15 protein-coding genes are annotated in these 14,252 nt (G+C 39.6%); 7 read left to right on the forward strand and 8 right to left on the reverse strand.

Annotated elements, in window-relative coordinates; genetic code table 11:
* Positions 1-204: 204 nt before the first annotated feature.
* From WDV74_RS04875 to hemF, 4 genes are all read right to left on the reverse strand, one after another.
* Positions 205-426 (reverse strand): protealysin propeptide domain-containing protein, encoded by a 222-nt coding sequence (locus WDV74_RS04875; RefSeq protein ID WP_338884958.1) that lies wholly within the window; start codon positions 424-426, stop codon positions 205-207.
* Between the two features lie 229 nt (positions 427-655).
* On the reverse strand, positions 656-1,714 hold the full coding sequence (locus WDV74_RS04880) for a M4 family metallopeptidase (RefSeq protein ID WP_338884959.1): 1,059 nt from the start codon (positions 1,712-1,714) through the stop codon (positions 656-658).
* A gap of 438 nt (positions 1,715-2,152) precedes the next feature.
* Positions 2,153-3,229 carry a M4 family metallopeptidase gene (locus WDV74_RS04885; RefSeq protein WP_338884960.1) on the reverse strand — a complete coding sequence of 359 codons (1,077 nt, stop codon included), beginning with the start codon at positions 3,227-3,229 and terminating at the stop codon, positions 2,153-2,155.
* Positions 3,230-3,481: 252 nt separating this feature from the next.
* Positions 3,482-4,390 carry an oxygen-dependent coproporphyrinogen oxidase gene (gene hemF, locus WDV74_RS04890; protein WP_338885537.1) on the reverse strand — a complete coding sequence of 303 codons (909 nt, stop codon included), beginning with the start codon at positions 4,388-4,390 and terminating at the stop codon, positions 3,482-3,484.
* 140 nt (positions 4,391-4,530) lie between these two features.
* On the opposite strand from hemF, the gene WDV74_RS04895 reads away from it, so the two are divergent.
* Positions 4,531-4,953, forward strand: a complete 423-nt coding sequence (locus tag WDV74_RS04895) for a GNAT family acetyltransferase (RefSeq protein ID WP_338884962.1) — start codon at positions 4,531-4,533, stop codon at positions 4,951-4,953.
* A gap of 91 nt (positions 4,954-5,044) precedes the next feature.
* Here the strand turns inward: WDV74_RS04895 and WDV74_RS04900 are convergent, their stop codons facing one another.
* Entirely contained in the window at positions 5,045-5,290 is a 246-nt protein-coding gene (locus WDV74_RS04900) for a hypothetical protein (protein ID WP_338884963.1), read from the reverse strand.
* A gap of 324 nt (positions 5,291-5,614) precedes the next feature.
* Between WDV74_RS04900 and WDV74_RS04905 the strand changes: the two genes are divergently transcribed.
* The 6 genes from WDV74_RS04905 to cysM all read left to right on the forward strand — a co-directional run bounded on the left by WDV74_RS04905 (position 5,615) and on the right by cysM (position 11,278).
* Positions 5,615-6,193: an RpoE-regulated lipoprotein gene (locus WDV74_RS04905; RefSeq protein WP_338884965.1), complete on the forward strand. Its 579-nt coding sequence runs from the start codon at positions 5,615-5,617 to the stop codon at positions 6,191-6,193.
* 267 nt (positions 6,194-6,460) lie between these two features.
* Positions 6,461-7,498 carry a sulfate ABC transporter substrate-binding protein gene (locus WDV74_RS04910; RefSeq protein ID WP_338884967.1) on the forward strand — a complete coding sequence of 346 codons (1,038 nt, stop codon included), beginning with the start codon at positions 6,461-6,463 and terminating at the stop codon, positions 7,496-7,498.
* Complete coding sequence (gene cysT, locus WDV74_RS04915) at positions 7,495-8,328, forward strand: sulfate/thiosulfate ABC transporter permease CysT (RefSeq protein ID WP_338885538.1); 834 nt, start codon at positions 7,495-7,497, stop codon at positions 8,326-8,328. Before WDV74_RS04910 ends, cysT begins: the two co-directional genes overlap by 4 nt.
* Positions 8,328-9,161, forward strand: a complete 834-nt coding sequence (gene cysW / locus WDV74_RS04920; RefSeq protein WP_338884968.1) for a sulfate/thiosulfate ABC transporter permease CysW — start codon at positions 8,328-8,330, stop codon at positions 9,159-9,161. The genes cysT and cysW overlap by 1 nt, the downstream gene beginning before the upstream one ends.
* Before the next feature lie 14 nt (positions 9,162-9,175).
* Entirely contained in the window at positions 9,176-10,264 is a 1,089-nt protein-coding gene (gene cysA / locus WDV74_RS04925; RefSeq protein WP_338884970.1) for a sulfate/thiosulfate ABC transporter ATP-binding protein CysA, read from the forward strand.
* Between the two features lie 132 nt (positions 10,265-10,396).
* Positions 10,397-11,278, forward strand: coding sequence for a cysteine synthase CysM (gene cysM / locus WDV74_RS04930; protein WP_338884971.1), 882 nt, complete (start codon positions 10,397-10,399; stop codon positions 11,276-11,278).
* Between the two features lie 149 nt (positions 11,279-11,427).
* On the opposite strand, the gene crr is transcribed toward cysM, so the two are convergent.
* From crr to ptsH, 3 genes are all read right to left on the reverse strand, one after another.
* Positions 11,428-11,937: a PTS glucose transporter subunit IIA gene (crr, locus tag WDV74_RS04935; protein WP_047767273.1), complete on the reverse strand. Its 510-nt coding sequence runs from the start codon at positions 11,935-11,937 to the stop codon at positions 11,428-11,430.
* 45 nt (positions 11,938-11,982) lie between these two features.
* A complete protein-coding gene (gene ptsI, locus WDV74_RS04940; RefSeq protein WP_338884972.1) occupies positions 11,983-13,710 on the reverse strand; it encodes a phosphoenolpyruvate-protein phosphotransferase PtsI in 1,728 nt (575 codons plus the stop codon).
* Between the two features lie 125 nt (positions 13,711-13,835).
* A complete protein-coding gene (gene ptsH, locus WDV74_RS04945) occupies positions 13,836-14,093 on the reverse strand; it encodes a phosphocarrier protein Hpr (RefSeq protein ID WP_038262654.1) in 258 nt (85 codons plus the stop codon).
* Positions 14,094-14,252: the final 159 nt, after the last annotated feature.

Raw genomic sequence — 14,252 nt, forward strand, 5'->3', positions numbered from 1 at the left:
TTTGAAAATGACATCTTCACTCTGGTGTTTTCTTTGATAAAAACTTTGATCGTGCCTTAGACATTGAGTTCCTTTCTTAAGCGAAGCTCACGTTAATTAGCTTTGAAAATCTGTCAAACTTATTAATGGGTTTATTGTAAATTTAGTTTTTATAATATTATCTTAAAAATTATGTAAATCAGAGGGTAAGACTGTTTTTTTTAATTAATAACTATCTTCTGATTTAGGGTTTTTCCTATTTTTATATAATAAAAGATTATTTTCAGAGTCTAAGGCGCCTTCTTTGGTTGATTGCTTCATGAGTTTATTAACATGCTCCAAAGTTTTCAAAACATACTTTTTATCATTAACATCACAGTTTTTTGCAATATATTCTAATAAATAAGGAGGGATTATATTTTGTTTTCTTGCTCTATTGTCAATCATGATAATACCCTATTTTATATGTATGTTGTGGTGGTGGTGTATATTTGGTCTAATCTGAATAGTAGCTAAACTAACCATGTTAGTCACTACTAAAAATGTAAATTTTTTATGATATGACTTTTTATGATATGGCATGAAGGGATAAGATGATTAATTAAATTAAAGATAAATATATAAATGTAATCAAGACCTTCCCTGGTCCTGAATAATTAGAGAGATACTACAACTTTTAGAGTAAAGTTCCGACTTGTTTCCATGAATGAGTCACAATATCTGAAATTTCCTTGCCAAATAACTGGTTAGCATTATCAACGGTTAGCTGTGCAAAATCATTAAAACTGGCTTTGTGGGATAATCGTTTGTCCAATAATGTATTATACCAAATTTTTCCCGCTTGTTCCCAAGAGTACCCTCCTAACTCTGTTGCCAATAAATAGAATGCCTTATTAGGAATACCAGAATATTTGTGGACACCCCCGTTATCATCTCTGACAGATAAATCCTGATATTGGTCCATATGACCAACTTGATTATCTTTCGGGTTTGCTGATCCAGGGTTTTTAAATGAGCGCAAGGCAACATTAGGATCGTTGTCTGGGTTAAGTGCAGGGCCAAATATTCCCTGACCTATCAACCAATCAGATTCATTAGCCTTTTGGTTATTTGCATATTGTTTTACCATAATACCAAATACATCTGAGATCGATTCGTTTAATGCACCCGATTGATAGGCATAATCGAGATTTGCTTCACTTTCAGTTACCCCATGAGTTAATTCATGCGCAGTAATGTCAATGCAGGAAGTAAAACAGTTAAAATAAGGGGCATAACCATCACCGAAGATCATTTGATTATTATCCCAAAATGCATTCATATAGTTTTTTTGGTAATGCACAGTAGCAACTAATTTAAGACCTTTGTTATCAATTGAGTTACGGCTAAAAATTTTCTGATAAAACTCATATGTTTTACCAAGATAATTATAAGCCTTAGTGGCTGCAATATCATCAATCATAGCCATGCCCTCGCATAAAATTAATTTATCCCCCGGGTATTGATCATTATATTCGGCATTGTAAATAGTCCTATTTAATTTATTGTCAAAACCAGGCTGATATCCATGAATTAGTATATCTATTTCAGCAGAGCTATTCATTAGATTGTAAACATGATCTAATGTTTTTAATATGTGCGCTTTGTCGATTTGGCCGCAAATTTTAACAACGTATTCCAATAGGGATGGTGGGATGATACCGGATTTATTTAATTTATCTTGATGATTTTGCATAATGATACCCCGCTTTTTAAGTGCTATGCATATTTTTATCTCTAGGGATTTTAATTAATTATTAATCTAAGTGATGGCATTTTCTACTAATGGAAAGTGTTTTTGTTGGGTTATAAAATGTTAATTTATAAATATGATAAAGGGTTATCCTTAACTCTTTATTATTTGTTTTATGATTATCTTAATGTTACATATTAAAATATGAATTGGTATTTTATTAATATACCAATCTAACTTCAAGATGCGTTTGATTTCTCCCCGCGAAGCGGGGAAAAATCAGGTTTCATATCGTGTTGTAAATTGTAACTTGAAGTTTAATGCGTATATACCAATCCAACTTCAAGATGCGTGTTATATTTCCCCGCGTAGCGGGGAAATATAAGGTCTCGCCTCGTCTTGCGGGTTGCAACTTGAAGTTTATCGAGTATAGTAATTTCATTATTCTTCAGAAAGTAGAACACCAACTTTTTTCCAACCATGACTAACAATCTTTGACGTTTTCTTATTGAATAATTTTTCAGCATTATCAACCGTCAGTTTGGCAAAATCCTCGAAATCTGCATCTGAAGATAGACGTTTATCCAGTAGCGTTTCATACCAAATCTTTCCTGCTTTTTCCCAGGCATAACCTCCTAACTCCATCGCCACTAAATAAAATGCTCTGTTAGGAATGCCTGAGTGTATGTGAACACCTCCATTATCAATTATGAAGGGAAGGTCTTCATATAGATCCATATGACCAACTTGCCTATCTCCAGAAAATGCACTTCCGGGGTTAATAAAGGAGCGTAAGCTAACATCGGATTTATTTTCTGGGTTAAATTTTGGCCCTAGTAAACCTTGGCCTAATAGCCAATTGGACTCATCGACTTTTTGGTTATTAACATATTGTTTTACCATAATGCCAAATACGTCTGCGATGGATTCATTAAGTGCACCAGACTGATAGATATAATCTAGTCCAGCTTCGCTTTCGATGACACCATGGGTTAACTCGTGAGCTATAATATCAATGGCAGAGGTAAAACGATTGAAGTATTTTCCATCACCATCACCATCACCAAATACCATTTGTTTTCTGGTCCAGAATGCATTCAGATAATTTTTTCCATAATGTACTGTAGCAACTAATTTGATTCCTTTATTATCAAGAGAATTGCGGCCGAAAACTTTTTTATAGAATTCATGAGTCTTACCAAGATATTCATAAGATTCATTAACTGAATCATCTGAACTCTCTGGCATACCTTCGCTACGAGATAATTCTTCTCCTGGGAAATCCTCTTTATTTTTAGCATCGTAGATAGTGCGATGCAGTTTATCATTCGCCTCTTTTTTAGTTTCCTGCTTATCCTCTTGAGAGATAATTTCTTCAACAGGCGCATTCATCAATTGATAAACATGACCTAATGTCTTTAATACATATTGATTAGTATATGTATCACAATCATTAGAGATATATTCCAGAACAAATGGAGGAATTAAGCTGTATATATTGGTTTGATTATTGCTCATAATAATACCCTGTTTTTTGTTATGTTAGACGTTGTATTCTTTTTTCTGGCCCTGATTGAATACTAGCTGTAATTAATAGTCGAGTCATTAGTGTAAGCATTGACTTTTTATAGCAGGGTATTGCTAATGAAAAATAATAAATATTTTTATCAGTATTATGATAAATAACTCATCTTTTTTAGGTTAAATTTTTTATAAACAAGGAGTAAAAACAGGAATAAAGAAATTGTCTTGTATTCCTGTTTTGAATTGTTATACCCAATCTTTTTTTATCAGAAATGAAGTATATAATTCAGATTCAGGAGAGTTAGCTTCTGGAGAATAGCTATATTCCCAACGTACTAATGGGGGCATTGACATTAATATAGATTCAGTTCTTCCACCACTTTGCAGGCCAAACAGTGTTCCTCTATCCCAAACAAGATTGAATTCAACATAGCGGCTACGACGATATAATTGGAATTGCCTTTCACGCTCACCCCAGGTGATATCTTTTCTTCTCTCTACAATCGGTAAATAGGCGGATAAAAATCCATTTCCGACAGCTTGCGTGAAATTAAAACAGGAATCAAAATCAGGCGTATTTAGATCGTCATAAAACAAGCCACCAATGCCACGTGGTTCATTGCGGTGTTTAATAAAAAAGTAATCATCACACCATTTTTTATATTTGGGATAAATATCATCGCCAAATGGCTGACATAAATTTTTGGCAACGGTGTGCCAATGAATAGCATCTTCTTCGAAACCATAATAAGGTGTGAGATCAAAGCCACCGCCAAACCACCATACAGGAAGCTCCCCTTCTTTTTCAGCAATAAAGAAACGCACATTTGCATGGCTGGTTGGGACATAGGGATTAAGAGGATGGATGACAAGAGAAACGCCCATTGCCTGATAGCTGCGACCTGCTAATTCAGGACGATGAGCTGTAGCAGAAGTGGGCATTGAAGCGCCAGAAATATGTGAAAAATTCACACCAGCTCTTTCAAAAACCTTACCTTCCGTCAGTACTCGGCTTCTTCCACCACCGCCTTCTTCTCGTTGCCAGCAATCTTCTATGAAGGTTGATTGACCATCAAGTTGTTCTAGCTGCTTGCAAAGGTGATCTTGTAAGGAGAGGAAAAAATTCTTAACTTGATATAGATTAGGTGTATTCATTTCTGCTTTCATTTTGGCTAGTTTATAATGATATGCAGTATACCTGTTAGTATCAATAAACGCATTTTCAGATTGATTTCAAAATAAAAGCAGTGATAATTAACATTGATTCAACTGCTTATTAAATAGGCCTACTAACTATGGAAATTCGGGTATTTCGGCAAGACGACTTTGAAGCCGTTATCACACTTTGGGAACGTTGTGATTTGATTAACTCTGGTGATGATCCAGAAATAGATATTGAGCGTAAACTCACTCATGACGCTGGTTTATTTCTGGTTGCTGAAGTTGCGGGAGAAGTGGTTGGTACAGTTATGGGCGGTTATGATGGACACCGTGGTCATGCTTATTATCTGGGGGTGCATCCTGAATTCAGGGGCCGGGGAATAGCTAATGCATTGATCTCCCGCTTGGAAAAGAAATTATTGGCTAGAGGTTGCCCCAGTATTTTAATTGTGGTTCCAGAAGAAAATGATGCAACAATCTGCATGTGTGAAAAGATGGAATATGATTATTTGGGCCAAGAAAATGTCATGTTTAGCAAGCGATTAATCATCGATTAAATGAATCTTTAGATAAATATGCAAGCCATGAAATGGTTGAATAGAATTATGCTATTTATATACCTCTCTATTTAGCCATTATCTTCGGTCATTACTTTTTTGATGAAGTGTGAATAGAGTGTACCCAACTTCTCATATATTTGTTTTTTATAACAAGAAGATCTTTTGACATTATTGGCTTTTCATTGTCAATATAAAGTGTCACTTTAATATTTCCATTCTCATCCTTAGATAGAAAATAATGTTCAGGTATAGAGTATGTGGACTTTCCTTTTAATACAGTCCAGTCAGAAAGCTGTTGAAAATTAATATGATATTGATAAGGAGTATCCATCATTTCTTTCCTGAGTTATCTCATCTAACCAATGAACCATAACAGGGAAATATGAAAATAAGCATTAGCAGTCAGATGAAGGATATATAATACTCGTTTAATCATACAGTTTATTTTATAAATAGATGTGCAATACTTGATAAATGACATCTTTTAAACATGATTTTGATGTTTTTGTTGATGAATGGTTTGTATATTTACAATTGAATGTTTTTTTAAGAATGTGGTCTGATAGATATCAAATGATAAAGCCATAGAACCAAAGGTAAGAAAACAGTGATGGGTAAATTTTTTGCATTTAATGTCTGTTCTAAACAGAAGAGGGTTATGGTAGCCAGCAGTTTAGTTGGATGCTCATTCTTATTGACGGCTTGCGCCGGGACTTTAAGAATGTCATGGCCTGCTTTATCACCTTTTAATTGGTTTGGCAGTTCCTTAAGCGTTTCTGAACAGGGTATAGGAAAAATCAATAAACAGACGGATATGTCTCAATCTGCAATCGAAAAAGGGTTAGAGGGAAAATATCATCTGCGTAGTGGCATGGAAATGCAAGATGGCAAGTTAGTGAGTGTGATTCAGGGCATGGAAGAAGGTCAGGTAAAACTAGAATTTCACGGTCTGGTCAATGGTAAAGTCAATCGTATTGACGTGTTGGATGATGAGGTTAAAACCGTTTGGGGAACGAAAATAGGGACACCTTTCTCCAATCTCTATAATCAGGCATTTGGAAAATGTCAGCGCTCCCATGAGCTCACTGTATCATCACCTACAGTTATTTGTACTTCTCCGCAAAGTCAGCATGTCAGCTATGTTTTCACCGGAGCTTGGGAAGGTCCTGAAGGATTAATGCCTTCTGATGATGTTTTGAAAGGCTGGAAAGTTTCGCGCATTATTTGGAAAGCCTGATAAACGCCTGCAAATCGCTTTATATCAAGTCAAAAATTTTTTAATCCACTTACATGATAAGGGCAGGGTGCCAGAATTCAACCCATTTCAGTTACTTGAAAAGCGGCTGGCACCTGTAACCTGATATTTTCTACATCTTATCGTTTTTCATCATTTCTCATAAAAATTCGGTATATAAAACAGCAGGTAGTAAACTACCCTGTTATAAAGATTCTGGATACAGTAGAGAAATTGTCGTCAATTATAGTGTGAAGAATAAGGTGTTGGATGAAAATAGTGGCAATAAAAAATAAATTATTAAACGGAGTGACTAGCCTGTTGTTTTTGGCCTGTCTCAACGTTTATAGCTCTAGCGCCTTAGCTGTTGAGTTGCTGAATAGTTCTTACGATATTGGGCGAGAATTATTCTTGCGCTTGAACCCGGAATTTGAAAAACAATGGAATGAACAGAATCCGCAGGACAAATTAACCATCAAGCAGTCCCATGCCGGTTCATCGAAACAAGCATTGGCCATTTTGCATGGATTGCGGGCGGATGTTGTCACTTATAACCAAGTCACAGATATTCAGATCTTGCACGATCGCGGCAATCTCATTCCTGCTAATTGGCAGCAGCGTTTGCCGAATAATAGTTCTCCATATTATTCCACTATGGCGTTTTTGGTACGCAAAGATAATCCTAAGAATATCCAATCTTGGGAAGATTTGGCGCGAAATGATGTGAAATTAGTTTTCCCAAACCCAAAAACATCAGGTAATGGACGCTATACCTATTTGGCCGCATGGGGCGCTTTTCAGCAAAAAAATCCGCATGAGCCTGCTAAGGTTCGCCAACTGATGCAGCACTTTTTACAGAATGTAGCGGTGTTTGATACCGGAGGTCGTGGCGCAACAACTTCCTTTATTGAACGGGGTATAGGGGATGTACTGATTAGTTTCGAATCTGAGGTCAATAACATTCGCAAACAGTATGGGGAAGATAATTACCAAGTCATTGTACCTCCGGTAAATATTTTGGCTGAATTCCCTGTGACCTGGGTGGATAAACGTGTTCAGAAAAATGGTACGGAAGCGGTTGCCAGAGCATATTTAAATTATTTGTATAGTCCGTCAGCCCAGCAAATCATAGCCAGTTTTCATTATCGTGTGATTGATCAAAATGTGATGAACGCACAGCAATCCCATTTTCCTGTCACCAAACTGTTTCGCCTCGAAGAACAATTCGGTAGCTGGCCCCAAGTGATGAAAATTCACTTCAATACTGGCGGTATGCTTGATCAGTTATTGGAAGAAGGGCGCAAATAATGTGGATATTTAGCAAACGTGTCTTGCCCGGATTTGGGCTGAGTTTAGGCTGTAGCCTGTTTTATGTCTGCCTTATCCTGTTATTGCCATTAAGTGCTCTGGTAGTACAGCTTTCGAGTATGACATGGGAACAATATTGGCAGGTCATCGCTAATCCGCAGGTTGTTGCCGCTTATAAGGTGACATTATTGGCCGCAGCGATTGCCAGTTTGTTCAATATGGTTTTTGGCATGTTGATGGCTTGGATATTAACGCGCTATCAATTTCCTGGACGTAGTTTATTAGATGGTTTGATGGATTTGCCCTTTGCTTTACCGACGGCAGTTGCTGGTCTCACGCTAGCGACACTTTTTTCTGCAACTGGGTGGTATGGGGCCTGGCTTGGTCATTTCGATATCAAAGTCGCCAATACCTGGCTGGGGATTGCGGTCGCAATGGCATTCACAAGTTTGCCGTTTGTTGTGCGTACTGTTCAGCCTGTGCTTGAAGAACTGGGGCCTGAATATGAGGAAGCGGCACAGACATTGGGAGCCAGCCGTTGGCAAACTTTTCGGCGGGTTATATTACCAGAGGTTTCACCAGCATTGATTGCCGGAACTGTGCTCTCTTTTACACGTAGCCTGGGAGAATTTGGTGCCGTGATTTTCATTGCAGGCAATATTGCCTGGCAAACCGAAGTTGCTTCTCTGATGATCTTTGTCCGCCTGCAAGAATTTGATTATCCGGCGGCTAGTGCAATTGCTTCAGTTATTCTCGCAGCGTCGTTATTACTGCTGTTTAGCGTCAATATACTGCAAAGCCGCTTTGGTAAACGGATAGGGGGACAGTAATGACTGAATTTTCAGCACACATAGTGGCACAACGTCCCACTATAAATTGGGGAAAATGGTTACTGATCGGCACGGGTGTACTTTTTTCCCTTTTGCTGTTGGTTATACCGGTAGCATGGATTTTCTTGACCGCTTTTTCCAAAGGAATCGATATGGTTGCCCAGAACCTTTTCGATCCCGATATGCTGCACGCTATCTGGCTAACAGTGATGATTGCGCTTATCACCGTTCCCCTTAATTTGGTTTTTGGTGTGATGACGGCATGGTTAGTGACACGTTTCCAATTCCCCGGCAGACAATTATTGCTGACACTAATTGATATTCCGTTTGCGATTTCGCCGGTTGTAGCTGGATTACTTTATCTGCTGTTTTATGGTGCAAATGGCTGGTTAGGGAGTTATGACATCCAATTGATGTTCTCATGGCCTGGTATGGTCTTGGTGACTGTGTTTGTGACATGTCCGTTTGTTGTCCGTGAATTAGTGCCGGTGATGTTGAGCCAGGGCAACCAGGAAGATGAAGCTGCCATATTGTTGGGCGCCTCTGGCTGGACGATGTTCTGGCGCGTGACATTGCCAAATATTCGTTGGGCATTGTTATATGGCGTCGTTTTGACCAATGCGCGGGCGATTGGGGAATTTGGTGCTGTGTCTGTGGTATCGGGGGCAATTCGTGGTGAAACCTATACACTGCCTTTGCAGGTTGAGCTGTTGTATCAAGACTACAATACGGTTGGCGCATTTACGGCTGCGGCTTTATTAGCGGTGATGGCGATTATTACTCTGATTGTCAAAAGTGCATTGCAATGGCGTTTAAGTCGCCAGCAAGGGTAGGTTAGGAGCGGGATATGAGTATTGAAATCAGTAAAATCAGTAAATCTTTTGGTCGATCTCAGATACTGAATGACATTTCACTGGATATTGAATCTGGTGAGATGGTAGCCCTGCTTGGTCCATCGGGTTCTGGCAAGACGACATTACTGAGGATTATCGCAGGGCTTGAGCAGCAGAGTGCCGGCCAATTGAAATTTCACGGCCAGGATGTCAGCCGATTACATGCAAAAGATCGGCGTGTTGGGTTTGTATTCCAGCACTATGCCTTATTTCGCCATATGACAGTATTTGATAACGTGGCTTTTGGTTTGACGGCTCTTCCTCGTCGTCAGCGTCCCAGTACTGAGGCATTGCGTAGTAAGGTCATGGCATTGCTGGATATGGTGCAACTTGCCCATTTGGCAGAACGTTATCCATCGCAGCTTTCTGGTGGACAAAAACAGCGTGTGGCATTAGCGAGAGCATTGGCGGTTGAGCCACAGATCCTCTTATTAGATGAACCTTTTGGTGCATTAGATGCTCAAGTTCGTATGGAGTTACGTCGTTGGTTGCGTCAGCTGCATGAAGAATTGAAGTTTACCAGCGTATTTGTCACCCATGATCAGGAAGAGGCAATGGAGGTGGCTGACAGGGTGGTACTTATGAATCAAGGACGCATTGAACAGGTCGGCACTCCTCAGCAAGTATGGCATGAGCCAGAGAGCCGTTTTGTTCTTGAATTTATGGGAGAAATAAACAAACTGAGCGGTGAAATTAAAGGTTCCCAACTTTGGATTGGTGGGAAAATTTTTCCATTGAATATCACACCGTTACATCAAGGAAATGTTGATGTATTTTTCCGGCCTTGGGATATGATGCTTAGTGCTAGGCAAACACCCATTTGTCCTTTGCCAGTGCAAGTTGTAGAAGTGAGTCCACGCGGTCATTTTTTCCTCTTATCTGTTCAACCGCTAGGATGGGGCGATGAATACCTGACTGTGATTTGGCGGGATGATTCATCTATACCAGTTAGAGGAAGTGATTATTTTATTGGTGGTACAGGCGCTCGCTTGTATGCGGAGGATTTGTCATTAAAAGTGTTGAGATTTGCTGAATCTGCCTAATTTAATGCATCTTTATATTCAATCCCTATTTCCCGCTATGCGGAGGAGTAGGGATTTTTTGCTTAATGTCTTGCTACAGTTTCCTTAATATGATTATTTGTTTATCCATTCTCATACGAACTAGGTAACACTGTGGCAAGTTTGGAAGAATTTATAGGTAATACACCACTAGTAAAATTACAACGAATTACAGAAGGTGTTGATGCTGAAATTTGGGTGAAGCTGGAAGGCAATAATCCAGCGGGTTCAGTCAAAGACAGAGCTGCACTTTCGATGATCCTGCAAGCAGAATTGCGTGGGGAAATTGCTCCGGGCGATGTTTTGATTGAAGCAACGAGTGGTAATACTGGTATTGCACTGGCGATGATCGCGGCGGTAAAAGGATACCACCTAAAATTATTGATGCCTGAAAATATGAGCCTCGAGAGGCAGGCATCAATGCGGGCTTACGGTGCTGAATTAATTTTAGTCAATAAAGAATTGGGAATGGAAGGTGCGCGGGATTTAGCGCAAGAAATGGAGAAGAGGGGGGAAGGAAAAGTCCTGGATCAGTTTAATAATAAGGATAATTCACTGGCACATTTTAATACCACTGGTCCTGAAATTTGGCAGCAAACACAGGGACGGATCACGCACTTTGTTTCCAGCATGGGAACGACAGGCACGATTACGGGAGTGAGCCGTTATCTGAAATCTCAGTCAGGCAGAGTGAAAATTATCGGATTACAACCTGCGGAAGGTAGTCATATTCCTGGTATTCGTCGTTGGGCTCCGGCTTATATGCCCGGAATTTATCAAAAAGAGCTGGTGGATCAAATCTTGGATCTCACCCAAACAGAAGCGGAAAATACCATGCGTTTGTTGGCCAAAAAGGAAGGCATTTTCTGTGGCGTCAGCTCTGGTGGCGCTGTTTCTGGCGCGTTACGCATCGCAGCCGAAAACCCGGGCTCAGTCATTGTAGCAATTATTTGTGATCGTGGTGACAGGTACTTGTCTACAGGGGTATTTAATTAACTTCTTATCATCCATAAAAAAATCGCCCTGTTTTATCGAGCATTTTACTGACTAGCCTGATAAAGCAGTGGCGATTCACGAACAGGTCATCAATGAAAATGAACCGGTTAACAGAAAAAAGAGGGAAATATCCCTTAGTGATTTTTCTGTTACTTTTTGATTCGCATGATGACCGACTCACCTACAACTACAGAGCCATTGACTTTCGTTAACTCTTTAATTTCATCCATGTTAGAAATTACAACAGGAGTTAAGGTTGATTTAGCTCTTTCTTCCAAAAATGCCAGATCAAACTCTAAAACCAAATCACCTTTTTGTACCCGCTGACCTTCTTCGGCAATGCGTTTAAAACCTTCACCTTTCAATTCAACGGTATCAATACCAAAATGGACGAATAGCTCAATGCCACTATCAGATTCGATAGAAAAAGCATGATTAGTTTCAAAGATCTTACCAATGGTGCCATCAACAGGAGCGACAATTTTGTTACCGGTTGGTTTAATCGCGATACCATCACCAACGATTTTTTCGGCAAAAACAACATCCGGAACATCCTCGATGTTGACTATTTCACCTGACAATGGTGCGATAATTTCAATACTGCCACTATTTTTTTTATCGTCTGAAACCAGAGACTTCAATTTATCAAGCAGACCCATGAATCTTCTCCTAATTGTTTAATGGGACCGTATTCTGGCTAATTTTTAGCAGAGTGTTTTTTCTCTGGTAAAGGTGTCAACCAAATCCATCAATTCCTTTGCTGTTGGCTGAGTCAAGGCCTGCTCTGCCAGTGCTTTTGCATCATCATAATTAGTATTACGGATGATCTTTTTAATGCGTGGAATTGATATTGCACTCATGCTGAACTCATCCAACCCCATGCCCAGGAGCAACAACGTGGCACGTTCATCACCGGCAAGCTCTCCACACATACCAGTCCATTTACCTTCTGCGTGTGAGGCATCAATAACCTGCTTGATTAAGCTCAACACTGCTGGTGACATTGGGTTGTAGAGATGAGAAATCAGTTCATTACCACGGTCTACCGCAAGAGTATACTGAGTTAGATCGTTTGTCCCAATACTAAAAAAGTCAACTTCTTTTGCAAGATGATGAGCAATGGTTGCAGCAGCTGGCGTTTCTACCATGATGCCAACTTCAATCGATTCATCAAATGCTTTGTTTTCATTGCGTAACTGCTCTTTGAGTAACGCAATCTCAGCTTTCAATTCCCGAATTTCTTCAACTGAAATAATCATTGGGAACATAATGCGAAGGTTACCAAATGCAGAAGCTCTCAGAATAGCACGTAATTGAGAATGTAAGATCTCTTTACGGTCAAGGCAAATTCGGATCGCACGCCAGCCAAGGAATGGGTTCTCTTCTTTTGGCAAGTTCATGTAAGGTAAATCTTTATCGCCACCAATGTCCATTGTACGAATAATGACGGCTTGATTACCAACTGCTTCTGCAACTGCTTTATAGGCCTTAAACTGTTCATCTTCGGTTGGCAGAGAATCACGATCCATAAACAGAAATTCAGTACGGTATAAACCAATACCTTCGGCACCATTACGTTCAGCGCCTGCGATGTCACGTACTGTACCGATATTAGCGCAAACCTCAACTTGGTGGCCATCCAATGTAATGGCAGGTAAGTCTTTCAGCTTCGCCAGTTCGGTTTTTTCTGTCAGGTACTCACTTTTCGCTGTTTTCAGTTTCTCAATTTCAGTATTAGATGGGTTCACATAAATGTGATTATTGACGGCATCTAGAATCAGATAACTGCCATTTTGGATTTGCCTGGTCGCGTTGGTTGTGCCAACAATCGCTGGTAATTCCAGTGAACGGGCCATAATGGAAGTGTGAGAAGTTCGGCCACCAAGATCGGTGATGAAACCTAATACCTTGTCCAGATTGAGTTGTGCGGTTTCTGATGGGGTCAGGTCACTGGCAACCAGGATAACTTCTTCTTCAATGGAACCTAAGTCGATAATTGGCATATCCAGAATATTTTTCAGTAAGCGCTTACCAATATCACGGACATCGGCGGCTCGCTCTTTCAAATATTCATCATCCAACTCTTCCAGCGCATTGGCCTGATCTTCAATAACGGAATGAACGGCGGCATCTGCTGTTAACTGGTTTTTTTTAATAAGAGTGATAATTTCCTGTTCTAGCTCTTCATCTTCCAGCAACATAATATGGCCTTCGAAGATTTCGGCTTTTTCTGCACCCAGATTTTTTTCGGCTGTTTCTCTAATTATCTCTAATTGTGCGGAAGATTTGTCGCGGCCTTGCTTAAAACGGGAGATTTCTTGTTCGACTTGTTCAGGAATAATTTTTTTATGATTGATAATGATGGGATCTTCTTTCAGTAATAATGCCTTACCGAAAGCAATTCCTGGTGATACTAAGATGCCTGAAATCATATTATATGACCTTACTGCGGGTAATTATCTTTCATTAAGACTTAGGAGAAAACCCTAACTATCCCCAGATTTTATTGGCCTGGGGATAAGCTGAATGAAATAGATTGGTTTGGTTGAACGGATAATTATTCCAATTCACCCATCAATTTAACTAAATGTTCAACAGCTTGTTGTTCATCTTCGCCTTCAGCAGAAATCGTTACGACTGTACCTTGAGTTAATCCCAGCGTTTGTAATTTGAACAGGCTTTTTGCGCTGGCAGACTTGCCTCCAGAAGTCAGGGTAATGTCAGAAGAGAAGCCTTTTGCTTCTTTGACAAATTGTGCCGCAGGGCGAGTGTGGAGGCCGTTTGGTGCAGTAATAGTAACTTCTTGCTGGAACATAGTATTTCCTTAATAACTTAAATATTCGTTGATAAGCTAAGAGAATTCCATTGAATATAGCTGAATTCCCTGCGACTTATACAGCCGTTAAAATGATAATGAAGTAAAGCGTAGTCCTTTCATCTTTCAAGTTATTGCTCTGTTAGTTTTAACTTGAAA

The organism is Xenorhabdus sp. TH1 (assembly GCF_037260955.1).
GTDB classification, from domain to species: domain Bacteria; phylum Pseudomonadota; class Gammaproteobacteria; order Enterobacterales; family Enterobacteriaceae; genus Xenorhabdus; species Xenorhabdus griffiniae.